A 24,592-nucleotide genomic window follows, 5' to 3' on the forward strand; every position below is an offset into this window, starting at 1 on the left:
GATGGAAGCCAAACTCCCATTGAAGCAGGAAACGCCGCCGAAGAAAACTTTTGAGTTGTTCCAGTTCCTTTACAAGTATGGAACGATTTTGACGATTTTTGTGCTCATCGCCATCTTCGCGGCAGCAAATCCAACTTTTATCAACGGCGACAATGTCATCAATATTTTAAGGTCCATTTCGATTGTGACCATCATCGCAATCGGCATCACCATCTCGCTGACTGTTGATGGCTTCGATTTATCAGTCGGTTCAGTTGCATCATTATCCAATGCGATTGTCATTTCCATGTTCGTCTGGTTTTCGCAGAACACCTTGATTGCGGTTTTATCCGCAATTGCCGCAGCATTGATTGTTGGAGCACTCAACTCGCTGATGATCGTCAAGCTGAAGATTCCGGACATGCTGATGACACTGGCAATGATGTTCATCATCCAGGGAACGGCGCAGACCTATACGAAGGGTGCGACTGTCTCTGAGAATATGATCATGCCTGATGGAAGTTTTTCAACAGGAACAATCAGTTCATTTTTCGCTAAAATAGGGCAGGTTCCGTGGATTATCCTGATTATGGCTGTTGCGGTGCTCATCGTCCATATTTTTCTGACCTACACCAAGCATGGGCGCTATATGTATGTAATCGGAGGGAACAAAGAAGCGGCCAGGCTTTCTGGAATTCCTGTGAACCGTTATAAAACGGCTGCCTATCTGCTTTCAGCGCTATTCGCAGCAATCGGCGGAATTGTTTTGGCCTCACGAGTCATGACCGCGGAAATCAATGCAGGTTCGCCTTATTTAATGGATGCAGTCGCAGCTGCCTTCATCGGATTTTCCGTCCTCGGAGCTGGCAAGCCCAACGCATTCGGGACCTTTATCGGAGCGGTGCTGATCGGCATTCTCCAAAACGGCCTCGTGATGATGTCCGTCCCGTACTATGCAATGGATATCGTAAAGGGAACGGTGCTGGCATTTGCTCTTGGTATTACCTACTATAAGCAGAACCATTGATAACAGTGTGCATTACACCGAAAAGCCGGATTTGGAATTATCCTAAATCCGGCTTTACTATTGATTATCGCTTTTCTTCAAAAAACGGCTGATTTGCGTAATAATACATCCAGCCCATCATAATTCCGCCGCCAATCAGATTTCCAATCGTGACCGGAATCAGATTGTGGATCACCCCTGCAAAAGTAACAGACTGCCGGTCCTCCAGTACCATGCTGATTGCAAAGGTACACATATTGGCAATGCTGTGTTCGTATCCGGATATGAAAAAGCAGTAGACGAAAAAGACCATGGCGAACATTTTTGCTCCGTCGCCCTTCATTGCCATCGGCAGGAAGAACGCCAGACAAACAAGCCAGTTACAGAGGATTCCCCGGAAAAACAGCTCAATGGTTGGTGCTGTTGTCTTTTTTTCAGCCACACTTAACAAAAATCCGTTTACGGAATGGTCATCAAATAAACCCGTTGTATAAATCAAAAAGGCAAAAGCAGCTGCTCCGATAATATTGCCGATATAGCTGTAAATCCACATCTTTCCGACATTAAGCCAGGCCATCTTCTTTCTCAGAGCGGCAAACGTATAGTAAAAGGTATTCCCGGTAAACAAGTCTCCTCCACCATAGGCAATGAGAATGATCGCGGCACCAAAGGTAATGGCTGCTATCGGGTAGGCAAAGGGGGAGTGTTCAACATAAAAGGGATTCCCTGTTTTGAATGCGACAATCACTCCAAATCCTATGAACATCGAAGCGAGGGCAGCCCTTGCAAGATAGCGGATTTTGCTCTGTTTAAATATCATTTGCTTTTTTAAGGCCAGTTTCTCAACCTCTTGTAATGCTTGTACCTCCAAACTAAAACCACCCGTCGTCAGTATGTAATAAGAGTATTCTGCCTCAATGGGGCTCTCCTATGTAAATACTTCCCTGAGTTGAGGGAGGAAAAACAGCCAAGCTTTGTTTGTCATCAATTATTAGGCATAAAAATAGACTGAATCTCGGCCGATTCAGTCTTTTCCATGTTAAAAAGAATCTCTTACGAACTGTGGATTCCGCTGCATTGACGAAAACAGCACGATGCCGCTTATGAGCAGGAGGGCACTGGTGAGGACAAATACGGATGTAAAGCCAAAATAGCCGGCAAGGAATCCTCCGAGCACAGGCCCTATGATGTTCCCAAAGAAACGGAGACTGGTGTTATATCCAAGTACTTCGCCCTGCATCGCCACTGGAGCTTCCTGCCTGATGTAGGCAACCCTGACAGGAATGATGCCTCCAATCGTAATTCCCAGCAGGAATCGTATCAGGACGAGCTGCCAGATATTCGTGACAAAACCGCCTGGCAGATAAATGATTGCCGACAGAAACAGGAGAATGACAAGTATTTTTATATAGCCCACCTTGTCTGCGATCTGGCCCCATTTCCGTGCCATTAACAGATTGCCGAGGCCTGCAGCGGAAAAGGCGATCCCTGAATAGAAAGCCAGATTTACATGTCCGTGCAGCTCGCCTACATATAAGGAAAGAATAGGCTGGATGCTGAAATGGGCAATCTGGACGAGCATGGACATGAGCAGGACATTTACCATGATTGGATTTCTGAAAATATGCTGAAGCACTTCTTTACGGCTGTAATTTGTTTTGCTGCCCTTCTTAATATCAATTCTGTATTCCAGTACCATGAACACGAGGAGGCCGGACAGGATGATAAAAGCCGACGTTGATTGAAAGGTTGCTGCATAGCCTAAAGAGTCAGCAAGGACACCGCCAATCATTGGTCCAAGCAATGATCCCGTAATACTGCCTGTCTGCAGGGTACCCAATACTTTTCCAGCCTGTTCTTTTGGCGTCTGTGTAGAAACTAGTGCCTGGGACACTGGAATAAAGCCTGAAAACAAGCCCATGAACATTCTAAGTAAAAATAATTCCCAAACCGATGAGGCCAGGCCTAGCAGAAAAACGGATAATCCCATCCCAAAGGCCATGAAAATAAGGATCCTTTTGCGGCCGAATCGGTCTCCAAGCCTTCCGACGATGGGCGAAAAAATAAAAGCTGTTACGAAAGTAATGCTGAATGTGATGCCCGACCAGTTCTGGACATATCTCTCCGAAAAGTCACCAAACGATTCAATGTACAATGAAAGAAAAGGCATTACCATTGTCATACTGCCTGCGATAAAGAAATTCGCGAACCACATGATCATCAAGTTGCGCTTTGCCTTTTGCTGCTGGGTCATTCCATTAACACTTCTTTCTCAGCACGAATATTTCGCTTTTCTAAATATTATAGCAAATTTTTGCTCGATTGAAAACCAACCGAGCAAGCTTAGAGTGGTTTATTCTAGTGCCACTCAAGCAATTCTATTCTGTTTCCAAATGGATCATTCACATAGATCCTATTTGCTCCAGGCAGCTTGTCGTCCTTGAGGTATTTAACCCCAGCAGCTGACAGATGCTCCTTCAGTGCTTCAATATTTTCCACTTCAAAAGCTGGATGTGCTTTCTTTGCTGGAACAAAATCTTTCTCTATCCCGACATGGATTTGGCAAGAGCCGAATTGAAACCAGGCACCGCCGCGTTTTTTTAGTTCATCAGGCTTTTCGATTTCCTCAAAACCTAATATCTCACCAAAAAACTTCCTTGCCTGCTCTTCAGTACCACTCGGAGCTGCTAGCTGAACATGGTCGATTGCTTTAAATTTAAAAGTCATTATAATCCCTCCCCCTTTTTATTTTAATTCCATAGGAAAGATTAGGAAATAACAGGTTATAAATTAAAAGCAATAAGTTTTTCTTATCCTTAATTGCTGTAATACAAGCCTGACCGCCAACATATAAATTTAGTAAAGTTTTGTACGTATTTACAAGAGGGGGCATTTTCAATGAAAAAAAGATACTTTGCCATGGTCATGCTGGCAATGTTAACGCTTGTTGTGTCAGCATGCGGCACAAGCAAAACAAGCGAAACGGAGGAAACGAACGGAACTGTGAAAAAGGAGCTCAGAGTGGTAACGGATGCAGCTTATGCGCCATTCGAATATATGGAAGGCGATAAGATTGTCGGATTTGATGTGGATTTCCTGAAGGCGGCTGCAAAAGAAGCTGGTTATGAGCTGAAGTTCGATCATGTTGGCTGGGATCCGATTTTCGTTGAGATTGGCAGCAACCGTGCTGATCTGGCAGTATCCTCAATTTCAATCAATGACGAGCGCAAGCAGACATACGACTTTTCATTGCCGTATTTCCTTTCCACTAATAAAATCCTTGTCCGAGAAGACAGCGACATCAAAGATGCCGATGACCTTAAAGGCAAAGTAGTGGCAGTCCAGAACGGCACAACCGGGCAGGAAGCAATGGATAAACTGCTTGGCAAAAACAATAAAGATATCAAGAAATTTGATAACAACAACCTGGCCATCATGGAAATGCTTTCCGGCGGCGCCGATGCCGTAGTGGCGGATAATGGAGTGGTTGAAGTCTACGCGAAGAACAATCCGGATGAAAAACTCAAGGTCATCGAAGACATCGGCAGCTTCGAAGCAGAATATTACGGTATCCTTTTTCCGAAAGGGACCGAGCTGAAAGCGGACTTTGACAAAGCCATCAAGAAAATCGTCGAGAATGGCACCTATGAAAAAATCTATCAGGAATGGTTCGGCCAAAAACCGAACATCGAAATGCTGAAGGCTGAACAGGATAAAGCATCAAAGTAAAACACAAAATCAATTAAACTGCTAAGATGCGTAACACTTAAAACAGCGTTACGCATCTTTTTGTAAGGCAGGTTGGGACAGCCTGAGAAAAATCCGTTCCAAAACATGAGGCTAGGGGGGCAAGCTATGAATTTTCGTTTTGATATTATTTTCGAATACTCTCCTTATCTGCTAAAAGGGACACTGTTGACCATTGGGCTCTCATTGGCAGGAATTTTAATTGGGACGATTCTCGGGTTGTTCATTGGACTGGGGAAGATGCAGCGCAGGAAACTGCTTTCGTGGCCTTTTGTCTGGTATATCACTTTCTTTCGCGGTACTCCGCTATTTGTACAGATCCTGCTGATACATTTCGGAGTAGTCCCTATGTTTTTAGGGGAAACAAACGGGATTGCCGCGACGATTATCGCCCTTTCGCTGAATGCTGCGGCATATATCGCCGAGATTTTCCGTGCCGGCATCCAATCAATCGACCGCGGACAAATGGAAGCTGCACGCTCGCTTGGTATGACTCACGTACAGGCAATGAGGTATGTCATTCTGCCCCAGGCATTCAAACGGATGATTCCCCCCCTTGGAAATGAATTCATCGTATTGATTAAGGAATCTTCACTGGCGGCAATTGTGGCAACACCTGAAATCATGTATTGGGGAAGAGCGATGGCAGGACAATATTATAGGGTTTGGGAACCGTATCTCACCGCAGCAGTAATTTATCTCATCCTGACACTTTCCCTTAGCTTTTTATTAAATCTCCTTGAAAGAAGGCTGAAAACGGAATGATTACAGTTACTGATTTGGAAAAATCATTTGGCAGCCACCAGGTGTTGAAAGGGATAAATGTGACGGTCCAGCCTCAGGAGGTAGTTGTAGTCATTGGACCATCTGGTTCGGGAAAATCTACCTTCCTCCGCTGTATTAATTTGCTCGAAACCATCACTGGGGGACAAGTGCTGATTGAAGGGGCCGATATTACAGGCAAGGGAACCAATATCAACAAGGTTCGTGAGGAGGTCGGGATGGTGTTCCAGCATTTTAATCTGTTTCCGCATAAGACGGTAATCGAGAATATCATGCTGGCACCACGCAAGGTGCGTGGAGTTTCAGAAGAGCAAGCACGTTCCAAAGGAATAGAGCTGCTGAATAAAGTGGGACTTGGCGAAAAAGCCGATGCATATCCAGACTCACTATCAGGAGGGCAAAAGCAGCGTGTGGCCATCGCCCGGGCGCTTGCCATGGAACCGAAAATCATGCTCTTCGATGAACCCACCTCAGCTCTCGACCCTGAAATGGTCGGAGAAGTCCTCGAAGTCATTAAGCAGCTGGCAAGGGAAGGAATGACAATGGTTGTCGTGACCCATGAAATGGGGTTCGCAAGGGAAGTCGGTGATAGAGTCATCTTCATGGACGGCGGACAGATCATAGAAGAGAACCAGCCTATGGAAATCTTCGAAAACCCTCAGCATGACCGGACGAAGGCATTTCTGAGCAAGGTCTTGTAATTCAATTAGTTAATAGATAGATAAACTAAATCATGTAAAAAAGCCTGCATCGTCATGATGCAGGCTTTTGGCGTTATAATCAGCAGCAACGCGAAACTTTTCCGCCTTTTCCGCTGTATCTTGCCTCCTGTGCTTCACAGAAGAACTCTTTTCTGGATTTCACAGGTTCATCCGGATGATGGAGGGCCATGTGGTCAACATATTTTTCGTAGCTTGGCACTCCTACCAGAAGGCTGATAAATTGTTTTCTGTATTGCAGCATGCTTTTAAATCTATTAAGCATAATGCTTCAAGTCTCCTTCATTCCGAGGGATATACGGCTCCTCGTGGAGGTCATATTTCTGGTTTGTCAAAACCTTCACCCAAATCCGGATTGCGGAAATTAATACGGTGATGACGACAAGCATGAAAAATGCTGTTAAACCAGCATCTATATAATCATTGAGCAATACTTGTTTCATTTGGCCAGTGGAGGTTGCAGGTGCCAGAACTTTCCCGTTATCCAGTGCCTCTTTAAACACTTTAGAGTGTGCAATGAATCCAATTTTCGGATTTTCATGGAACAGCTTCTGCCAGCCGGCTGTCATTGTCACAATCAAGATCCAGGTAGTTGGAAGAAGTGTAACCCACACATATGCTTTTTTGCCCATCTTGTAAAGAACAGTTGTCCCGAGTAACAGGGCTATTGCTGCGAGCATCTGGTTGGCGATTCCAAACAGCGGCCAGAGGGTATTGATGCCGCCCAGAGGATCGATGACTCCCTGGTATAAGAAATAACCCCATCCCAACACACAAAGGGTGGTAGCAATTATATTTGGAATTAAAGCATCTGTCCTGGCGAATGGTTTATAGGCAGTGCCGATGATGTCCTGGATCATAAACCGGCCAACCCGTGTTCCTGCATCAATCGTCGTCAAAATGAATAATGCTTCAAAAAGAATCGCGAAATGGTACCAGAAAGCCATCAAGGCTTTACCGCCAATAACCTTTGAGAAGATTACAGCCATTCCGATTGCAAGAGTAGGCGCTCCGCCCGTTCTGGAAAGTACGCTCTCTTCACCCACATCATTTGCGATGTTTGTGATATCATCAGGTGTTATTGTAAAGCCCCAGCTGGAAACAGTTTGTGCAGCCTGGACTACATCTGTACCAATCACTGCAGGAGGGCTGTTGATGGCAAAGTAAATTCCTGGTGTCAGGACAGAAGCTGCAATCATTGCCATGACAGCGACAAATGATTCAGTCAGCATCGCTCCGTAACCGATTGGCTGTGCATGTGATTCAGTCTCGATCATTTTAGGTGTTGTACCGGATGATACAAGGGCATGGAATCCGGAAACAGCACCACAGGCAATAGTAATAAATAAGAAAGGGAACATATTGCCGGCAAATACCGGGCCAGTTCCATCGACAAATTGTGTCACTCCTGGCATTGCGAGGTCCGGTGCTACAATGATAATACCGAGTGCAAGTCCTACAATCGTACCTATCTTAAGGAATGTACTCAAATAATCACGAGGAGCTAGCAGCATCCAAACAGGCAAAACGGAAGCAATAAAACCGTAGATAATCATCATGATGGCAATTGTTTCACCTTTAAAAGTAAACATAGCTGCCAGAGTTGGATTTTCCGCAACGTTCTGTCCAAACATAATCGATAAAAGCAGCAAGACGACTCCAATTGCTGACGCTTCACCAACACGGCCCGGGCGGATATATCTCATATAGAATCCCATGAACACAGCGATAGGTATAGTTGCCGCGATTGTGAACATTCCCCATGGACTTCCAGTAAGCGCTTTTACAACGACCAATGCTAATACTGCCAATAAAATAATCATAATACCAAGTATTCCGATCATTGCAATAAATCCTGTTACTTTTCCCATCTCATCCTTGATCATTTCACCAAGTGATTTACCGTTGCGGCGCATTGAACCAAAAAGGATGATGAAATCCTGGACTGCTCCGGCTAAAACAACCCCAACAACAATCCAGATTGTTCCCGGCAAATAACCCATCTGGGCTGCAAGGATTGGACCTACAAGCGGACCTGCCCCGGCAATTGCCGCAAAGTGGTGCCCAAAGAGAACCCACTTATTTGTCGGAACATAGTCTTTTCCATCATTATTGATTTCTGCGGGAGTTTTCCTGTTGTCATCAAGCTCAAAGACCTTCCTTGCCATGAATCGGCTGTAAAAACGGTATGCAATGGCATAAACACTCACTGCCGCTGTCAATAGCCAGATCGCGTTTACGCTTTCTCCGCTGTTCAGTGCCATAACGGCAAAGCCGGCTGCACCGAGAGCGGACACAAGACCCCAGATAATGATTGATTTAATTGCTTTCAACTTTCTTCCCACCTTTTCTTTGATATGTCCAAATTATATTGTAAAATTCAAAATTTTTAAATAAGAAAATCTATTCAGATTCGTTTTTTTGAAGTGAGATTTGCATTTTATATCGTTTTTTTATCAAAAAAAGTATAAATGGTTTCGCTTTACTTTAAAAAAGTGGGAAATGACCAGTTTTCAATGTGGAATGTCAAAATCTTTTTGAAAAAATAATCCGAATTTGCAACTTCTGAAATAGAATCCAAAGCCATTCATATACATATTTATAGATGCAACTTTGAATGAACAGGAGGCGCGCTATGGATATATACGTGAGAAGAGGAGATTCGTTTTGGTATTTCAGCAACCTTTTCAACATCCCGCTCCAGTTAATCATAGATTCTAATCCTGAATTGGATCCGGACGCACTTGCTGTAGGGCGTACTGTTAAGATTCCCGGTTTCGCCGCTGTGGATTATAGGATCCGGGCAGGCGATACACTCTGGCAGATTGCCCGCAGCAGAAATATCCAGGTGGATGCACTGCTGCTGGCCAATCGCAATATCAATCCGAATGGATTGTATATCGGCCAGATGATCAAAGTGCCATTAAGGGTGACCTGGCGGATTGTCCAGGGCAAAAAAAATTACGATTTTGAGTCACTGATGAGCGATTTGAGACGATTGGAAAATGTATATCCGTTTATAAGAGTGCCGTCAATCGGCAACTCAGTATTAGGGAAAAGGATACCGGAAGCTTTACTTGGGAAAGGCAGCAAACGGGTTCACTACAATGGTTCCTTCCATGCGAATGAATGGATCACCACACCGGTCATCATGACATTCCTGAATGACTACTTACTGGCGCTGACGAACCAGTCCCCGATACGCGGAATGTCAATGCAGAACCTTTACGCCCAAACGACCTTATCGATTGTCCCAATGGTCAATCCTGATGGTGTCGACCTAGTTCTTAATGGTCCTCCTGAGGAGAAGCCATGGAATGATAGAGTAGTAGAATTAAATAAAGGGAGCCTTGATTTCTCGGGGTGGAAAGCGAACATAAGAGGGGTGGACTTGAATGATCAGTTCCCAGCAAAATGGGAACTTGAAAAAGAAAGGAATCCGAGTCAGCCAGGCCCAAGGGATTATGTCGGTGAAAAGCCATTGTCTGAGCCTGAAGCGATTGCTATGGCAGAATTGACAAGAAGACGTGATTTTGCCAGGGTCCTGGCCTTCCACACCCAGGGCGAGGTCATCTACTGGGGCTTTGAGAATCTCGAGCCGCCAGAATCAGAGACACTGGTCAACGAATTCGCAAGGGTAAGCGGCTATCAGCCGGTAAAAACAATCGAAAGCTATGCCGGATACAAAGACTGGTTCATCCAGGACTGGCGCCGGCCGGGATTCACGGTCGAGCTCGGATTCGGAATCAACCCGCTACCGCTGTCCCAGTTTGATGAGATCTATGAGAAAGCTCTCGGGATTTTCCTGGCTGGACTATACATGTGAAAAGGAGATCACCTGAAAAGGTGGTCTCTTTGAATTGGATGTATATAGTAAAATGAAATAGTGGGGGGGAAGAGTTCATTGACCTATTCAGGAAAAATGTCCAAGAATATTTTGTATGCAATCCTTTTCATGAGTGCGATCATCGTGCCTAATTTTAACTGGTTCATAAAGCTTCCATTCACCTTTGCTGCGCTGGTGATTATATTACATGAAGTCCAGTTAACGATTGCATCAAATCAACTTGAATATAAAATTAAACTTTTTAAAGTCACGGTTTACCGAAAAATTCTCACGCCAGAGAAGATCAAAAAAATTAAGTTCGGCCGGATTGGCTGGGCGACGAAGAATGCTGTGGTAAAGGTGAGGAGAGGCTTCAACTTTGGTGTTGCCTACTTTTACAGCGAACAGCTGATCAGCGAGCTTGAAGCGTTTGCCCTTGCTAATAATGTCGAAATCCAGAAGACGAAAGATTATCTCCTATTGGAAAAATACTATACCTCAATTAAATAAAAGCATCGGGCAGACACCCGATGCTTTTAAAATGCTTATTTTTCAAAAATGCTGTTGGAAAGTAATCGGAAGAGATAGTCAGTATGGTCGCGGAATCCTGCTTCGAGACCAATAAGCGTAACGTCCTTATCCTGTTCTTTCACAATGACTGCCTTCCCCTGTGCATCTGTATTGTTTTTCCAGTGTCCGGCAACAAAGAAGTCTGAGTTGTTGTCAAATGTTGCAGAAACCTCATCGCCAGCTGTACTTTCATACCAGACAGGGCGGTAAACAAAGCCTAAATCGTCTTCGCTGTAGCCGGCAGCTGCACCTTCTCCTGTGTAATCAACCTTAGCGATGCCGTTGCTGTTGTAGTCGCCGACAACCACTGTGTTATCAGTGAGACCTAATGTCTTCGCAGCATTGGATGCACCAGCACCGACTGCGATATATTTTCCGCCATTATTTAAAAATTCTTCTACATTAGCTTTGAAGCTGTCGAACTGCTCAGGATTCTGGAACCCGAACTCTTTATTGCCAGCGCGTGACTGAGTTTTGGCAATTAAACCTTCTGTTCCGCTGTAAACAAATACGTCAAAGCTAGAAAGACCTTTCACTGCAACCTCTGCTGGAGTTACTTCAGTGACGTTGAAGCCCAGGCGTTTAAGTGCCAGTTTTGTACCCGAGTGTGATTGTGCTTTATTCATGCCGCCATCCTTCAAAATGGCAACCTTCATGTTTACAACTTCAATCGCATCAGCTGGTACCTTAGCTGATTCAATTTTCAGTCCTGACTGTTTAACGGCTGCTGAAATTGTGTTCGCGGCCGCTTCTGTGTAAAAATTGCCTTCCTGGTCACGCTTAACGTTGACTCCTTGCTGTAGCAGAGTATTTACCAGCTGAACAGCATTCACTGAGCTGTTTGGAATCAGGAATGGCCCTTTGCCGCCGATAGTGCCCTGGTTCTGCACCTGGTTCACTTTAGTCGCTGTTACATCGAAATCACTTTGGACAGCGATTGCCTCGAAGCCCCAAAGTTCCGGCAGGCTCCATGCTGAAATATCATACATCGCATCAACATCTTCCGTGATGTCCTCGCCATCCCACAGCATTGTATTAGCAAGGCCGGCTTTTGACTGGTCCATTTTAACGAGGTATGTGCCTTTAGGGTAAGACTTTCCGTCTGCCGTGAAAGCTTTCGAGGCCTGGACCACTTCAATATCGTTTTTCTGCAGATGGTTAACCGCCTTTTGTGTTACCGTTGGATCTTCTGGATCAACAGGCAAAACATAGGCAGTCGGGAAGAAGCCTTCTTCATGGAAGGGGTGGTCAAAATTGATGCCTCGTTTGAACATCTCAATTTGATCCGTGATCATTTCCTGCTTGTTATCAGTTGCATTTTTCAGTGCACCCATGATGGCATCATACATCCAGCGAACGCCGTCAAGGTCATTCGTAGGCGCTTCAAGTGTATGGCCATATGCACCGTGGTACATTGCATACATTGGCGTAAAGATTGGCGGATAATCATCCCAGCCTTCCGCGTCGTCACGCTGAGGAATGTAGGTTCCTTCCATCGATTGGTACAGGCTGCCTGTGAAGCTTTGCTTGTCAGACATAATTTCTGCTTCCATTGCTCTAGCCTGATCCATTGCCCACTTTTGATAAAGGTCGTATTCATAGTTAGGATTATGCGGAACAGTACATGGCTCGATAAGGCCCTGCTTGTTAGGAGCATAATTTTTTACATAGCCATGTGTATCAAGGAAGACCATCGGATTCCACTCCTTAATGAGTGCAACGGTTTCCTGGGTTTCCGGCTGTGACTGAGTAATGAAGTCACGGTTCAAATCGATTCCTTCTCCATTGAAACGGGTAGCATCAATGCGGCCATCAGGATTCTGGACGACATTGAAAATCAAAATATTATTCTCGAGAATTTCTTTCGTGGTGTCGTCATTACTAAGTGCAAATCGCTCAATCAGCTGCATGACAGCATCACTGCCGACGAACTCAGTTCCATGAATCGATCCATTGATCATGACAGGGACCTTGAAGTCTGGATTGTTTGCAATCCAGTCCTGTGCCTTGTCAGGATTCTTGAACATCTGCTTTCTTAAGGCCTGGATTTTACCGAACTTGCCCTGGGAATCCGGGGAAGCGATTGTCACGACATAGAGAGGTTGTCCTGTTGATGACTGGCCTTTCACTTCAACCTTGACCCTGTTTGATTGTTTTGCTATTTCAGAAAGCTTTCCTCCAATTTCTGAGAACTTCATAAAATCATAGTTTTCACTATTGAAAAGACTTCCATCCTGTTCTTCGTATGTATTCACATAATTCCATTTTAAAGACTCAGCAAGCGCCGGCGTCCAGGGAGATGAGGCTAGCAAACTTGCAGCGACTATACCAGAAATTATTTTTTTATGCTTCATTAATATATCCTCCGAAAAAAAGTATTTGTATATTTATACATAATATTTATTAAATATTATTTCGGCAATCGTACAAAATTCCTAAATAAAGGTTCCGGTAACAAAACCCTGATGGTTCCTGAACTTTTTTAATGTTGGGAAATAAATCGGTAAAATGATATAGGAGAATAGTCACTTTGAGGGGGAAAATAAAAACAGGGCTAGAGGCCCTGTTTTTATTGTGGCTGCATGTTGCGTTTACGACGTTCACGGTTCCACTTTCTTGCTTTATACTTTTGTTCAAGTTCGGCGACTGGCTTTGCAACCAGGGCATTCTTGAATTCAACCGGTGTCTGTTTTACCGAAAAGACAACAGTATTTACAGCTTTCTTTTTCTTTTCAAAATCAGTCATCAGCTTCTGCTGTTTAAACTTTAATGAATCAGTTTCTTCTTTCACTGCAGTTGTTTTATTTTGAACGCGGGTTGCTGTCTCCTGAAGGCTGTCAATTGTTGGCTTGGCATCTTTATATGTTTTAAAAGCAACATATCCTAGATACGCCAGGGCAGCCACAATTACGGCCAAACTGAGATAAACTATGATCATATAAGGAGCCTCCTTTCTAATCACGAATGAAAAAGCATTTACATATTGATTACCCTAATTCTGTGAAAGAATAACAGAAATTTAAGGAGAGCCTAAAATTGTTAATTTTGAAGTATTTGTGAAATTATGCACATACAAGATATAAAGTGTGACGAACTTCACAAACAAGAACCCTTTTTAACAATACAATTTAAGCATAGAGGAAATATCATTAATGAATACTCCGGATTGAGAATATAGGAGGGCAAACGAGATGAAGAAGAAACTAGTCATGATAGGAAATGGAATGGCAGGAGTCAGGACAATCGAGGAACTGCTTAAGCTCCAGCCAGATGGCTTCGATATCACTATTTTTGGGAATGAACCTCATCCTAATTACAATAGAATTATGTTATCTACAGTCCTGCAGGGAGATAAGACGATTGAAGACATTATCATGAATGATTGGGACTGGTACAAGAATAATGGAATTCAGCTGTATGCAGGTGAAGAAGCAGTAGAGATTGATAAGGATAAGAAACAAGTCATTTCCGATCAAGGGAGGAAAGTAGATTACGACGACCTGATCATTGCTACAGGATCTAGTTCGTTCATTCTGCCTGTACCCGGATCTGATAAAAATGGTGTAGTCGGTTTTCGTGACATCAACGATTGTGAAATGATGATCAAAGATTCTAGGCGGTATAAAAAGGCGGCTGTAATTGGAGGGGGTCTTTTAGGCCTGGAAGCTGCAAGAGGCCTGCTGAATTTGGGAATGGAAGTCGATGTTGTCCATTTGATGCCATTCCTGATGGAAAGGCAGCTTGACGAAACATCCTCTGGCATGCTGAGAAAAGAATTGGAAGCGCAAGGAATGAATTTCTTGCTTGAAAAACAGACAGCGGAAATTTTAGGAGATGAAAGAGTAACAGGACTCAGATTTTCAGACGGGACCGAAATCCAGGCAGACCTTGTCGTCATGGCTGTCGGAATCCGCCCTAATATCCACCTGGCCAAAGATAACGGCATTTTTGTTAACAGAGGAATTGTCGTCAATGACTTTATGGAGACAGATGTGCCGAATATTTATGCTGTTGGAGAATGTGCGGAACATAGAGAAATCGTCTATGGCCTCGTCGCACCGCTGTATGAACAGGGGAAGATACTTGCAGCCAACCTCGCCGGGGTCCCAACGAAACCTTATGAAGGGACGATTTGCGGAACTCAGCTTAAGGTATCAGGCTGTGATTTATACTCTGCAGGAGAAATCGGGGATGACGAAGGAACGAAATCAATCAAGGTCCACAATGAGTTTGACGGAATTTATAAAAAAATTGTCATTCGTGATAACCGAATTGCTGGGATTGTGCTTTATGGCGATACCAAGGACAGTAACCGCTTGTTCAGGATGCTGACGAAAAGAGAAGACATCAGCGGCATGACAAGCGTATCGATCTTAGAAGCAAGCGGCTGCTGCAGCGGCGGGGAAGCAGGCGATGTCGCGGCGATGGCCGATGACGAGCTTGTCTGCGGCTGTAATGGTGTTACAAAAGGAACGATTGTTGACGCGATTCGGACCAATGAACTCACTACCGTTGATGAAGTAGGGGGCTGTACAAATGCCGGCCGTTCTTGCGGAAGATGTAAGTCACTCATATCGGATATCCTTGCCTACACTCTAGGTGATCAGTATGATACTTCAGCGAAAAAAGCAGGTATTTGCGGATGCACAACTTTAAGCAAAGATGAAGTAGTGGCAGAAATCAGGGCAAAAGGCTTGACCAATGTCAGGGAAGTCATGAATGTGCTCGGCTGGTCCCAGGAGGAAGGATGTTCGAAATGCCGTCCGGCCATCAACTATTACCTTGGTATGGTTCATTATGACGGCTATAAGGATGAACGTGACTCAAGGCTGGTCAACGAGAAGATGCATGCGAATATCCAGAAGGATGGAACATATTCTGTCGTGCCAAGAATGTATGGCGGAGTGACTTCTGCTGCAGATTTGAAGAAAATTGCTGAGATTGCTGAGAAGTACGACGTGCCTTTGGTAAAACTGACAGGCGGACAGAGGATTGGACTATTCGGTGTCCACAAAGAGGATCTTCCGGCAATGTGGGAAGATTTGGGGATGCCATCAGGTTATGCGTACGGAAAAACATTGCGTACTGTAAAAACCTGCGTAGGCGAAAAATTCTGCCGTTTTGGCACGCAGGATTCAATGGGACTTGGAATCGAGCTCGAGAAAAAGTTTGAGCGCCTCGATACACCGCATAAGGTCAAGATGGGAGTGTCTGCTTGCCCAAGGAACTGTGCAGAATCAGGAATCAAGGACATTGGTTTTATCGGTGTCGATGGCGGCTGGGAAATTTATATTGGCGGTAATGGCGGTACTGACCTGAGGGCTGCTGACCTGCTTGATACAGTTCAAACAAAAGAAGAGGCAATGGAAATAACAGGAGCCTATCTCCAGTACTACCGTGAAACAGCTGCCTATCTTGAAAGAACTGCACCTTGGCTTGAAAGGATGGGAGTTGAACATGTCAAAGAAGTGCTGGCAGATGAAGACATGAGAAAGCAGTTAAATGAAAGATTGGACAAGACATTGGAACGATATAACGAGCCATGGCAGGAAGCGATCGAGGATAACGGAATAAAAGAAAAGTACTATCAAGTCCGCAGTGTGACGGTTCAATAGGGAGGCTGGCTGAAGATGCAAACAACAAAAGTGAGAGTCAAAGTTGCTGACTATGATTCCCTGCCTGTTGGGACAGGGCAGGCAGTCATAGTAAATAGTGAGAACATCGTATTGTTCAGGATATCAAATGGGGAAGTAAAGGCTGTCGAAAACCGAAGTCCCCACCGTAAAGGAGGAACACTGGCAGATGCGCTTGTAAGCGGAAAGTTTATATATTGTCCAGTCTATGACCTGAAGATTTCGCTCGATGACGGGAAAGTACAGTCACCAGATACAGGGGAAGTCAAAAGATATGAAGTGGAAGTCATCGAAAACGAGGTATATTTACAGCTTTAGAACATGAGAGGGAACTCACTCTCAATCACTGAAAGGGCGGGAACACAATGGAAAAAGGAAGAGCTTATTTAGTCGGTGCAGGGCCTGGAGACGTACAGTTGATTACAGTTAAAGGATTGGAAGCCATCAAGAAGGCACAGGTCATTTTATATGACAGGCTTGCCAATCCGAAACTGCTGGATTATGCACCTGCCAATTGCGAGCTGATTTACTGCGGCAAGCTGCCAGATCGCCACGTTCTTCGCCAGGAAATGATCAACGACCTTCTTGTTTCAAAAGTACTTGAGGGAAAAATCGTTGTCCGCCTTAAGGGCGGCGATCCAGGCGTGTTTGGACGTGTAGGCGAAGAAGCAGCAGCCCTGGCTGAGAATGGCCTTCCTTTTGAAATAGTTCCTGGAATTACCTCCGGAATTGCTGCCCCGCTATATGCAGGAATTCCTGTCACCCACCGCGAATTTGGCGAATCCTTCGCGGTGGTGACTGCTCATGACAAATCTGAAAATGGGCAGCCAAAACTGGACTGGAAAGGCCTGGCCACGGGTGTCGACACAATAGCCTTTTACATGGGAATCTCAAACCTGCCCTATATCAGCGAAAATTTGATAAAACACGGAAAACCGGCAGATACCCCGGTGATCCTCATCCAATGGGGGACATTTTCCCGGCAGCAGACTTTGGAAGGAACTCTCTCCAATATTTCTGCTAAGGCCAAGGAAGTGAATTTCACCAACCCTGCGATCACCCTTGTAGGTGCCATCGTCTCGCTTCGTGAAAAATTGAATTGGTTTGAAAAGAAGCCGCTGTTTGGCAAACAAATATTGCTTGCCCGAACCGGAACTGATGAAAGTGAACTAGCCAGGGAGTTAATGGTGCAGGGCGCTGACGTGATTGAATTTCCAAAATGGAAAAAGGTGACCGTGCCTGCAGACCCAGCCATGGTGAAAAGAATTCCTGATGAATACGAACAAATCCTTTTCACATCTCCAGAAAGTGTCAGTGAATTTTTCGAAGTCCTTTTTGCTGAAGGAATCGATATCAGAAGGGTAAAAGCAAACTTTTACGGCTGTTCAACAAAGTCAGTTAAAGCATTGAATGAAAGGGGATTCTTTGCAGAATTGGAAGTGAAAATGCCATTGTCTGACAGACTTTTAATAGTAGGTGACAATGATACTTTTCATCAAGATTCTCGTGCTGATAAGTTTATGACGTCACGTAAAATCATTGACGAGCAATTCACACCAATTTTTAAAAGAGTTCTTGAGGAAGCTTCAGTTAATACAATTGTATTGCCAAGCAGCAGGGCAGTAAAAACATTGATAGATGAAGGAATCCTTCAGGATATCATACCGCGGCAGCTCCTTGAAACGACAAAGATTGTTTGTATGGGAGTTAGGACATCTGAAGCTGCAAAAAAATATGGTGTGATTCCTGACAAGGTGTTGCCCGCTCCAGATAAAACCGAGGTGGTCAATTATTTGGCCAGTAAAGAATCTGAACTGGCTTTGGTATAATGGATTCGTTTCAAAGGAGAGAAAGATATGGAAGCGACAGTGTTCATCAGCCATGGAAGCAGAAATGAGCATGGAAACAATGTGTTTGTAACGTTCATCGAGAAAGTGATTTCAACAGGGAAGAGTCCATATGCTTCCTATGGGTTCCTTGAAAATGCGCGGCCATCCATCTTCGAAGCGGTAGAGGCATGCATTTTAAAGGGAGCATCATCCATAACCGTCGTTCCAGTATTGCTGCTTCCGGGAATCCATGCAAGTGTGGATATACCAGAAGAACTGGAAAGGGTCAGACAAAAGTACTCAGATATAAAGATATACTATGGCCAGCCGATTGGTATAAACGAAAAGATATTGGAAATCGTGATGGACCGCTTGAAGAAACACAGTTTCAAAGGTATGGACTCCGAGACCATCCTGCTAGTCGGGCATGGCAGCAGAGATCCCCTTGCAGCAGATGAATTTGAGAAGCTGGCAGAGCGGGTTCGGAAGGACGTTCAATCCAATGTGGATACTGCATATATAACAACACAGCCATTCTATGGAGAAAAGATACTGGTCAGTCAATCGTCATCAAGGATTTACATTTTACCATTTCTTCTGTATACAGGCGGTTTTACTGCTAAAATAGAGGAAACTGTAAAGAATGTCTTAATTCAACACCCGGAAAAGGAGATTGTCCTGTGCGAGCCAGTTGGCTTTGATGACCGTCTAGGCGGGGTGCTATTGCAAAGAGTTGATGAGGCAAGACCAAGGTAATTTTAAAAATACGATCTTCACAAATAAAAACGTGAACACCTGCCAATAAAATCGACAGAGCCAAATAAAACGGAGAGTGGAACCATGTTATACCCTATAAATTTACGGATGCGGGAACGGAATGTTGTGGTGATTGGGGGGGGCAGAGTCGCTCAACGCAAAGTCTTTGGCTTACTGGATGCCGGAGCGAAAGTGACGGTAGTGAGTCCAGAATTAACAAGCGAATTGCTGCGGCTTTCCGAAACAGGTCAGATTTCCTGGCGGCCTGAGCACTATGCGAAAGAAAATCTTGAAGGGGCATTGCTCATCGTTGCCGCGACTAATGACCGAGAGACGAATCTGGCAGTTAAAAGGGATGCAGCACCAAATCAATTGGTTAATATTGTGGATGATCCGGATGAATCGGACTTCCAGGTTCCATCTGTTTTGAAAAGAGGCAAATTGACGGTTGCCGTCTCGACATCTGGAGCGAGTCCGGTACTGGCTAAGAAGATTTGCCGCCAGCTGGAGCAGATGTTTGATGATCAATATGAGAGCTATCTAGATTTCCTGGCATCCAGCCGAAAAGAAATAAAAGAGGCTGTCAAAGATGAAACGGTAAAAAGGAAGCTTCTGAGAACAATAGCAGACGAGAGTTTCGTAAAGGACCCCTTTCGGGAAGAAAGGTTTGCCAGGATTCTTGAAGAAGCGATAAGCGAGGAGGGAGAGTAAAGCGCGTGTGCGTACAATTACTTCCCTCTTTTTTTGTTTTTATCTCCAGCTTAAGATCACTTAACTAGTTGCATTTTGCGTAAGTCATGGTATTTATGTCGCTTTTTTAAAACATTTATGTTCAGTTTTAATAACGAAGTGCTCCATAAGCTGCCGGGATATTTTGGAAATGATATAATGAATGGGAAGAAATTCGGGAAAGGAGTGGGGGAGGCAATGTATAAATTTGTTGTGTTTCTCAAAGATAAACGCCATGGTGAACTTGATTCCGGCTTGCTGGCAAGGCATATTGAACATCTTAGGCAGTTGAATAAGGCGGGACAGATGGTGATTGCCGGTCCTCTTAAAAATAACGGGCAAGCCATGATCATCCTCAACTGCGATGGTATCGATGAAGCAATCAGGTTAGTGGAAAAAGATCCATTCATCCAAGAAAAGTATTACAATACATACGATATCAATGAATTGATTGTCGCCAATGAGGAAAATAACTGGCTGATAGATGACTCACAAACAAAGGGAAATCTGGTCCACTAATAGAGAAAAGAGACCTCCAGCTGACTGGAAGTCTCTTTCTCTTATAGATGATTATTTAGTTTCAACCTCAACAACGACTTCCTCAGTCACAGTTTCAGTCTTTTCTTCAGTCGACTTTTCAAAAACAGCAAGTACTGCGGAAATAATAGCAGCAAACTTCTTAGCGACTTCACTTGCATATAAGCTAGCCTTTGAAGCAGCTTTATTGTCAGCAGAAGGGTTTACTGTTTCTTCTTCAACAGCAGTTTCGTCAGTTACAACTTCCTCAGTAACTTCTTCAGTAGCAGTTTCGTCAGTTACAACTTCCTCAGTTACCTCTTCAGTAGCAGTTTCGTCAGTTACAACTTCCTCAGTTACCTCTTCAGTAGCAGTTTCGTCAGTTACAGCTTCCTCAGTAACTTCTTCAGTAGCAGTTTCGTCAGTTACAGCTTCCTCAGTTACCTCTTCAGTAGCAGTTTCGTCAGTTACAGCTTCCTCAGTAACTTCCTCAGTAACTTCTTCAGTAGCAGCTTCTTCAGTTACTTCAACAGACAAAGCAACAGCTGAATTTTCGTTAGCTTTCTCTTTAGCAACATCGCTTGCGTTGAAAGCCTTAGAGTTCATTTTGTTGGCAATAGAAGGAGATACTTTTGTTTCTTCTTCAGTAGCTTCTTCTTCAGTAACAACTTCTTCAGTAGCTTCTTCTTCAGTCACAGCTTCTTCAGTAGCTTCTTCAGTAGCTTCTTCTTCAGTTACAACTTCTTCAGTAGCTTCTTCTTCAATCACAACTTCTTCAGTAGCTTCCTCTTCAATCACAACTTCTTCAGTAGCTTCCTCTTCAGTAACGTCTTCTTCAGTTACTTCAACAGACAAAGCAACAGCTGAGTTTTCGTTAGCTTTCTCTTTAGCAACATCGCTCGCGTTGAAAGCCTTAGAGTTCATTTTGTTGGCAATAGAAGGAGATACTTTTGTTTCTTCTTCAGTAACGTCTTCTTCAGTAACGTCTTCTTCAGTAACGTCTTCTTCAGTAACGTCTTCTTCAGTAACGTCTTCTTCAGTAACGTCTTCTTCAGTAACGTCTTCTTCAGTAACGTCTTCTTCAGTAACGTCTTCTTCAGTAGCTTCTTCTTCAGTAACGTCTTCTTCAGTAACGTCTTCTTCAGTAACGTCTTCTTCAGTAACGTCTTCTTCAGTAACGTCTTCTTCAGTCACAACTTCTTCAGTAGCTTCTTCATCAGTTACAACTTCTTCAGTCACAACTTCTTCTGTTGCAGCTTCTTCAGTAACGTCTTCTTCAGTTACTTCAACAGACAAAGCGACAGCTGAATTTTCGTTAGCTTTCTCTTTAGCAACATCGCTAGCGTTGAAAGCGTTAGACTTCATTTTATTTGCAATAGAAGGAGATTCATTTTCTTCTGTATCTTCTTGATCTTCTTCGTCATCTTCTTCGGTCTTCACAGTTGCATCTTTTTTAAGATCGATTTCTTCAGAATCAGAGTCATTTTCTTCATCTTCTTCTGTTTTTAAAGTTGCATCTGTATCAAGGTCGATGTCTTTAGAATCTTCTTCAGAATCTTCTTCAGAATCTTCTTCAGAGTGATCTTCATCATCTTCCTTTTTCATTTCGGTGTCAGCTTTTGGCTTTGATTCCTCTTCTTCTTTAGCTGCATCAGTTTCTGCAGTTTCATCTGTTTCCTCAGTAACGATTGGCTCAAGTTCTACAACTTCTTCAACTACAGGTTCCTGAGTAACTGCTTCTTCTGTTGGAACTTGCTCAGTTGGCACCTCTTCGGCAGGCGCTTGCTGATTTGTTGTGTGTACAGCTGCATTTGGTGCCGCATGCTTTTTGGCAGTTTCGCTTGCATGAATGCCAGCCTGTGACTTTGATGCTTTTTCCTTTACTTCGCCCTTTGGTGCAGCCTTTGGCTGAGCCTTAACTGCAGGCTTAGCAGGAGTTGCTGGTACATTAGCCTTTTTATTAACAACCTGAACTTTTGCTGGTTTCACTTTGTGAGATTGTTCAACCTTTACCTTTTCCGGTCCGGCAGCTTGAGTGAAGTGCCCTCCAGTCAGTACTCCGATTGACAATACTCCAGCTAGCATAAAAGACTTCACAACTTTAGTTCCATTAATATAGTTATTCATTTTCATTATTCGCTCCCTTTTAATTAACGTTATCCGTGACAAATGCGTCGGTATACGGTAAAAAAGCAGGAGCTTTTAACGGTGGTGGGGAAGGTGGGGCATTAACCCACTGGCTTTGAAAAACCGTGACTCTTGACGTAAACGGCTGCAAGAGGTTTAAATGGTATGTTTCATCCCAAATGAACCATTTATCACTAAAAAGGGTGTTCGTGTTTCCATAGCTTGTCCTGTCGCCGGAAGGCCCCCCTGAAGCCTTCGTGCGTGAAGGAGGATTCGGCAGGTTGTCTCCTGCAGGATACCTCTCGTTATGGGATGAATCGTTTTCATCCTTTTTCGCAGGAGGCGTTTTTCTGCTTTCCGTCTTCCCTGATACTTTAATAATGGACGGTTTTTCTGCAGATTCCTCGGAAGGCTCAAGCTTTTCCTCCAAACCAGGTGATCTACGCTTAGTTTCTTTTACGTAAAGATCTTCAATATGTATGGATTTTAACGATCCTTTTTTGTTTTGAATTTTGCTGGGCTGCTGTTTAAGTTTCGCTTGATTTGCTTTGCCCTTGTTTGATGCCTTAGTGTTTTGGGGCTGTGCTGCTTTCTCATTCCTCTTGAATGATGAAGCATTCCCAGTTGCTTTCAGGTTTTCTTTAGGCTTAGCCTGCACAGGCTTCTGGACGATTTCTTTTTGCACCGGCTGTTTTTTGACTACAGGTTGTGCAGAAGGTGTTCCAGAAGTGCTGGCTTTCGCTGCCTTTTCTGGCACAGCAGCCTGCTCAGCCGCAACAGGCAGTTGTCCCTTTCCAGAATTTGACCCTTTTTCAGCGAACACCATATCAGGCAGTAACATAGCTGCTCCAGCAAGAAAGCCAGTAATAATTAATTGTCGGAAGTGCATCCTTTCACCTCCTTTCAAAGCTAGATTCTATCTCTCAGCAATAGCATTCCGGAAATTAAACTTCTTTTTGTCGGTTTTTGAAGAATTTTAATAGAAACCGTTCTTTTAACCTATCAGACTAATTAATGACTAGTTAAATTACTGATACAAATTTCCTTTCTTTTTGGTACTTATTATTCAGGGTGGTAAATAATTGGTATTCCTTTCTCTTGCCCTTTTAAAAAAAAGGAGTAGAATGAAAATTATGCTTTAATTGTTTAAATGAAAGAAGGATACATCATGAAAAATTCAACAATATACGTGATTCTTACCGGTGTCATGTTCCTATGGGGATTGAATGTCACTGCACTTAAAGTAATAGTAGGGAATTTCCCGCCGATTACAATTACCTCGCTTCGTGTATTCACTGCAGGAATCTCGGTTTTTATCATTCTATTTTTCTTAAAAAAGGTTCGGCTGCCATCAAGGAAAGAGTGGAGTTATATAATCGGCGGCAGCATCCTGAATGTAACTGGACACCATCTGTTCCTGGGGATAGGCTTAAAAGTGACTTCGGCAGTAAATGGTGGCTTGATTCTTGGTATGGGACCATTGTTAACCGCATTGATGGCTATTTTATTCCTGGGAAAGAAGCTGACATTTGTCCGGACTCTGGGATTTATCTTTGGAGGAATCGGGGTTACACTGACTGTGATGGCGGGAAACACAGGAATTTCAGGTATGTCGATAGGTGATTTTTATGTTTTTCTTTCCATTGTTTCACAAGCGATAAGCTTCATTATTATATCAAAAGCAGCGAAAACACTAGATCCTCGTCTCTTGACTGGATATATGCTTGTCATCGGATCAATCTTATTGTTCCTGATTGGATTATGGAAGGAACCAGACGGATTGGCAAACTTGGGCAATGCATCCGCTGGAATCTGGAGCATATTCTTCGCGTCGGCGATTTTCGCAACAGCAGTCGGGCATATGTTATACAATTACGCCATTGGCCAAACCGGCCCTGCAGAAGCGTCAATCTTCCTGAACCTTAATACATTCCTTTCTATCTTATTTGCTGCCATCTTCCTCGGGGAAAGTATTACATCATCCCATTTGCTCGGGCTGATTTTCATTATCGCAGGTGTCATCTTTGGTTCAGGAGCACTGGAGGAACTTATGCTGAAGAACAGGGCGAAACGAAATGCAGCTTAATATTCTTAAAGGGCAGGGCTTCGGCTCTGCTTTTTTTATAGAAAAACAGCAAACTGGTATTCAAAGACGATTTTACTGCCCAACGGGGAATATATTACATTCAATGGAGAATATAGTCGTGCAAACAGGGATTAAACCTGATTCAACAGGGATTAAACATGAGACAATGGGGATTAAACTTTTCCAACCGGTGAAAAGGCAATCTAAAACAGGAAGAATAACCAGTAGAATTACCCTTAGTTTCAGATAGCATTAAAAAAAATTCACGGCTCTAAGTAATAACTGT

The 24,592-nt window shown here is 43.8% G+C and carries 23 protein-coding genes; 14 read left to right on the forward strand and 9 right to left on the reverse strand.

The features are described 5' to 3' along the window. The first annotated feature begins 1 nt into the window (after position 1). A complete protein-coding gene (locus B5X77_RS04940; RefSeq protein ID WP_079505658.1) occupies positions 2-1,006 on the forward strand; it encodes an ABC transporter permease in 1,005 nt (334 codons plus the stop codon). A gap of 64 nt (positions 1,007-1,070) precedes the next feature. Here the strand turns inward: B5X77_RS04940 and B5X77_RS04945 are convergent, their stop codons facing one another. From B5X77_RS04945 to B5X77_RS04955, 3 genes are all read right to left on the reverse strand, one after another. After that, on the reverse strand, positions 1,071-1,856 hold the full coding sequence (locus B5X77_RS04945) for a formate/nitrite transporter family protein (protein ID WP_079505660.1): 786 nt from the start codon (positions 1,854-1,856) through the stop codon (positions 1,071-1,073). Positions 1,857-2,024: 168 nt separating this feature from the next. Continuing rightward, positions 2,025-3,239, reverse strand: a complete 1,215-nt coding sequence (locus B5X77_RS04950; protein ID WP_079505662.1) for an MFS transporter — start codon at positions 3,237-3,239, stop codon at positions 2,025-2,027. Positions 3,240-3,343: 104 nt separating this feature from the next. Then, positions 3,344-3,712, reverse strand: a complete 369-nt coding sequence (locus B5X77_RS04955; protein ID WP_079505664.1) for a VOC family protein — start codon at positions 3,710-3,712, stop codon at positions 3,344-3,346. A 171-nt stretch (positions 3,713-3,883) separates the two neighbouring features. Between B5X77_RS04955 and B5X77_RS04960 the strand changes: the two genes are divergently transcribed. From B5X77_RS04960 to B5X77_RS04970, 3 genes are all read left to right on the forward strand, one after another. Continuing rightward, complete coding sequence (locus B5X77_RS04960) at positions 3,884-4,714, forward strand: basic amino acid ABC transporter substrate-binding protein (protein ID WP_079505666.1); 831 nt, start codon at positions 3,884-3,886, stop codon at positions 4,712-4,714. A 126-nt stretch (positions 4,715-4,840) separates the two neighbouring features. Next, on the forward strand, positions 4,841-5,497 hold the full coding sequence (locus tag B5X77_RS04965) for an amino acid ABC transporter permease (RefSeq protein ID WP_079505668.1): 657 nt from the start codon (positions 4,841-4,843) through the stop codon (positions 5,495-5,497). Beyond that, positions 5,494-6,216 carry an amino acid ABC transporter ATP-binding protein gene (locus tag B5X77_RS04970; protein WP_079505670.1) on the forward strand — a complete coding sequence of 241 codons (723 nt, stop codon included), beginning with the start codon at positions 5,494-5,496 and terminating at the stop codon, positions 6,214-6,216. Before B5X77_RS04965 ends, B5X77_RS04970 begins: the two co-directional genes overlap by 4 nt. Positions 6,217-6,295: 79 nt before the next feature. Here the strand turns inward: B5X77_RS04970 and B5X77_RS04975 are convergent, their stop codons facing one another. Further along, positions 6,296-6,499 (reverse strand): YbdD/YjiX family protein, encoded by a 204-nt coding sequence (locus B5X77_RS04975; RefSeq protein WP_079505672.1) that lies wholly within the window; start codon positions 6,497-6,499, stop codon positions 6,296-6,298. Then, a complete protein-coding gene (locus B5X77_RS04980) occupies positions 6,492-8,567 on the reverse strand; it encodes a carbon starvation CstA family protein (protein ID WP_079505674.1) in 2,076 nt (691 codons plus the stop codon). The genes B5X77_RS04975 and B5X77_RS04980 overlap by 8 nt, the downstream gene beginning before the upstream one ends. A gap of 302 nt (positions 8,568-8,869) precedes the next feature. Here B5X77_RS04980 and B5X77_RS04985 point away from each other — a divergent pair, with 302 nt between their 5' ends. Both B5X77_RS04985 and B5X77_RS04990 read left to right on the forward strand, forming a co-directional pair. After that, complete coding sequence (locus tag B5X77_RS04985) at positions 8,870-10,060, forward strand: M14 family metallopeptidase (RefSeq protein ID WP_079505676.1); 1,191 nt, start codon at positions 8,870-8,872, stop codon at positions 10,058-10,060. A gap of 78 nt (positions 10,061-10,138) precedes the next feature. Then, the gene (locus tag B5X77_RS04990) at positions 10,139-10,570 is read left to right on the forward strand and encodes a hypothetical protein (RefSeq protein WP_079505678.1); all 432 of its coding nucleotides are present in this window, start codon (positions 10,139-10,141) and stop codon (positions 10,568-10,570) included. A gap of 35 nt (positions 10,571-10,605) precedes the next feature. On the opposite strand, the gene B5X77_RS04995 is transcribed toward B5X77_RS04990, so the two are convergent. Together B5X77_RS04995 and B5X77_RS05000 are read right to left on the reverse strand one after the other, a co-directional pair. Beyond that, positions 10,606-12,984, reverse strand: coding sequence for a M14 family zinc carboxypeptidase (locus tag B5X77_RS04995; protein ID WP_079505680.1), 2,379 nt, complete (start codon positions 12,982-12,984; stop codon positions 10,606-10,608). Positions 12,985-13,199: 215 nt separating this feature from the next. After that, positions 13,200-13,568 carry a DUF948 domain-containing protein gene (locus B5X77_RS05000; RefSeq protein ID WP_079505682.1) on the reverse strand — a complete coding sequence of 123 codons (369 nt, stop codon included), beginning with the start codon at positions 13,566-13,568 and terminating at the stop codon, positions 13,200-13,202. Positions 13,569-13,821: 253 nt separating this feature from the next. Here B5X77_RS05000 and nirB point away from each other — a divergent pair, with 253 nt between their 5' ends. The 6 genes from nirB to B5X77_RS05030 all read left to right on the forward strand — a co-directional run bounded on the left by nirB (position 13,822) and on the right by B5X77_RS05030 (position 20,096). Continuing rightward, on the forward strand, positions 13,822-16,245 hold the full coding sequence (nirB, locus tag B5X77_RS05005; RefSeq protein WP_079505684.1) for a nitrite reductase large subunit NirB: 2,424 nt from the start codon (positions 13,822-13,824) through the stop codon (positions 16,243-16,245). A gap of 15 nt (positions 16,246-16,260) precedes the next feature. Beyond that, positions 16,261-16,581, forward strand: coding sequence for a nitrite reductase (NAD(P)H) small subunit (locus tag B5X77_RS05010; RefSeq protein WP_176167239.1), 321 nt, complete (start codon positions 16,261-16,263; stop codon positions 16,579-16,581). Positions 16,582-16,628: 47 nt separating this feature from the next. Then, positions 16,629-18,092 carry a uroporphyrinogen-III C-methyltransferase gene (cobA, locus tag B5X77_RS05015; RefSeq protein WP_079505688.1) on the forward strand — a complete coding sequence of 488 codons (1,464 nt, stop codon included), beginning with the start codon at positions 16,629-16,631 and terminating at the stop codon, positions 18,090-18,092. Between the two features lie 27 nt (positions 18,093-18,119). Continuing rightward, complete coding sequence (locus B5X77_RS05020) at positions 18,120-18,848, forward strand: sirohydrochlorin chelatase (RefSeq protein WP_079505690.1); 729 nt, start codon at positions 18,120-18,122, stop codon at positions 18,846-18,848. Positions 18,849-18,932: 84 nt separating this feature from the next. After that, positions 18,933-19,559 carry an NAD(P)-binding protein gene (locus B5X77_RS05025; RefSeq protein ID WP_079505692.1) on the forward strand — a complete coding sequence of 209 codons (627 nt, stop codon included), beginning with the start codon at positions 18,933-18,935 and terminating at the stop codon, positions 19,557-19,559. Positions 19,560-19,775: 216 nt separating this feature from the next. Beyond that, on the forward strand, positions 19,776-20,096 hold the full coding sequence (locus B5X77_RS05030; RefSeq protein WP_176167240.1) for a YciI family protein: 321 nt from the start codon (positions 19,776-19,778) through the stop codon (positions 20,094-20,096). A 51-nt stretch (positions 20,097-20,147) separates the two neighbouring features. Here the strand turns inward: B5X77_RS05030 and B5X77_RS05035 are convergent, their stop codons facing one another. Both B5X77_RS05035 and B5X77_RS05040 read right to left on the reverse strand, forming a co-directional pair. Next, positions 20,148-22,226 (reverse strand): hypothetical protein, encoded by a 2,079-nt coding sequence (locus B5X77_RS05035; protein WP_079505696.1) that lies wholly within the window; start codon positions 22,224-22,226, stop codon positions 20,148-20,150. A gap of 13 nt (positions 22,227-22,239) precedes the next feature. After that, entirely contained in the window at positions 22,240-23,109 is an 870-nt protein-coding gene (locus B5X77_RS05040) for a hypothetical protein (protein WP_079505698.1), read from the reverse strand. 279 nt (positions 23,110-23,388) lie between these two features. Between B5X77_RS05040 and B5X77_RS05045 the strand changes: the two genes are divergently transcribed. After that, entirely contained in the window at positions 23,389-24,306 is a 918-nt protein-coding gene (locus B5X77_RS05045) for a DMT family transporter (protein WP_079505917.1), read from the forward strand. Beyond that, the gene (locus B5X77_RS05050) at positions 24,296-24,556 is read left to right on the forward strand and encodes a hypothetical protein (protein WP_079505700.1); all 261 of its coding nucleotides are present in this window, start codon (positions 24,296-24,298) and stop codon (positions 24,554-24,556) included. Before B5X77_RS05045 ends, B5X77_RS05050 begins: the two co-directional genes overlap by 11 nt. The last annotated feature ends 36 nt before the right edge of the window (positions 24,557-24,592 follow it).

The organism is Mesobacillus jeotgali (assembly GCF_900166585.1).
GTDB lineage: Bacteria > Bacillota > Bacilli > Bacillales > Cytobacillaceae > Mesobacillus > Mesobacillus jeotgali_A.

What these genes read in the sequence shown, in the direction of transcription:
- B5X77_RS04950 (WP_079505662.1), bottom strand. Translation starts at nt 3,239, where the DNA reads ATGACCCAGCAGCAAAAGGCAAAGCGCAACTTGATGATCATGTGGTTC.
- B5X77_RS05040 (WP_079505698.1), bottom strand. Translation starts at nt 23,109, where the DNA reads ATGCACTTCCGACAATTAATTATTACTGGCTTTCTTGCTGGAGCAGCT.
- B5X77_RS05030 (WP_176167240.1), top strand. Translation starts at nt 19,776, where the DNA reads ATGTATAAATTTGTTGTGTTTCTCAAAGATAAACGCCATGGTGAACTT.
- B5X77_RS04965 (WP_079505668.1), top strand. Translation starts at nt 4,841, where the DNA reads ATGAATTTTCGTTTTGATATTATTTTCGAATACTCTCCTTATCTGCTA.
- cobA (WP_079505688.1), top strand. Translation starts at nt 16,629, where the DNA reads ATGGAAAAAGGAAGAGCTTATTTAGTCGGTGCAGGGCCTGGAGACGTA.
- B5X77_RS04970 (WP_079505670.1), top strand. Translation starts at nt 5,494, where the DNA reads ATGATTACAGTTACTGATTTGGAAAAATCATTTGGCAGCCACCAGGTG.
- B5X77_RS04975 (WP_079505672.1), bottom strand. Translation starts at nt 6,499, where the DNA reads ATGCTTAATAGATTTAAAAGCATGCTGCAATACAGAAAACAATTTATC.
- B5X77_RS05045 (WP_079505917.1), top strand. Translation starts at nt 23,389, where the DNA reads ATGAAAAATTCAACAATATACGTGATTCTTACCGGTGTCATGTTCCTA.
- B5X77_RS04960 (WP_079505666.1), top strand. Translation starts at nt 3,884, where the DNA reads ATGAAAAAAAGATACTTTGCCATGGTCATGCTGGCAATGTTAACGCTT.
- B5X77_RS05010 (WP_176167239.1), top strand. Translation starts at nt 16,261, where the DNA reads ATGCAAACAACAAAAGTGAGAGTCAAAGTTGCTGACTATGATTCCCTG.
- B5X77_RS05035 (WP_079505696.1), bottom strand. Translation starts at nt 22,226, where the DNA reads ATGAAAATGAATAACTATATTAATGGAACTAAAGTTGTGAAGTCTTTT.
- nirB (WP_079505684.1), top strand. Translation starts at nt 13,822, where the DNA reads ATGAAGAAGAAACTAGTCATGATAGGAAATGGAATGGCAGGAGTCAGG.
- B5X77_RS04995 (WP_079505680.1), bottom strand. Translation starts at nt 12,984, where the DNA reads ATGAAGCATAAAAAAATAATTTCTGGTATAGTCGCTGCAAGTTTGCTA.
- B5X77_RS04985 (WP_079505676.1), top strand. Translation starts at nt 8,870, where the DNA reads ATGGATATATACGTGAGAAGAGGAGATTCGTTTTGGTATTTCAGCAAC.
- B5X77_RS04955 (WP_079505664.1), bottom strand. Translation starts at nt 3,712, where the DNA reads ATGACTTTTAAATTTAAAGCAATCGACCATGTTCAGCTAGCAGCTCCG.
- B5X77_RS05025 (WP_079505692.1), top strand. Translation starts at nt 18,933, where the DNA reads ATGTTATACCCTATAAATTTACGGATGCGGGAACGGAATGTTGTGGTG.
- B5X77_RS04940 (WP_079505658.1), top strand. Translation starts at nt 2, where the DNA reads ATGGAAGCCAAACTCCCATTGAAGCAGGAAACGCCGCCGAAGAAAACT.
- B5X77_RS05000 (WP_079505682.1), bottom strand. Translation starts at nt 13,568, where the DNA reads ATGATCATAGTTTATCTCAGTTTGGCCGTAATTGTGGCTGCCCTGGCG.
- B5X77_RS05020 (WP_079505690.1), top strand. Translation starts at nt 18,120, where the DNA reads ATGGAAGCGACAGTGTTCATCAGCCATGGAAGCAGAAATGAGCATGGA.
- B5X77_RS05050 (WP_079505700.1), top strand. Translation starts at nt 24,296, where the DNA reads ATGCAGCTTAATATTCTTAAAGGGCAGGGCTTCGGCTCTGCTTTTTTT.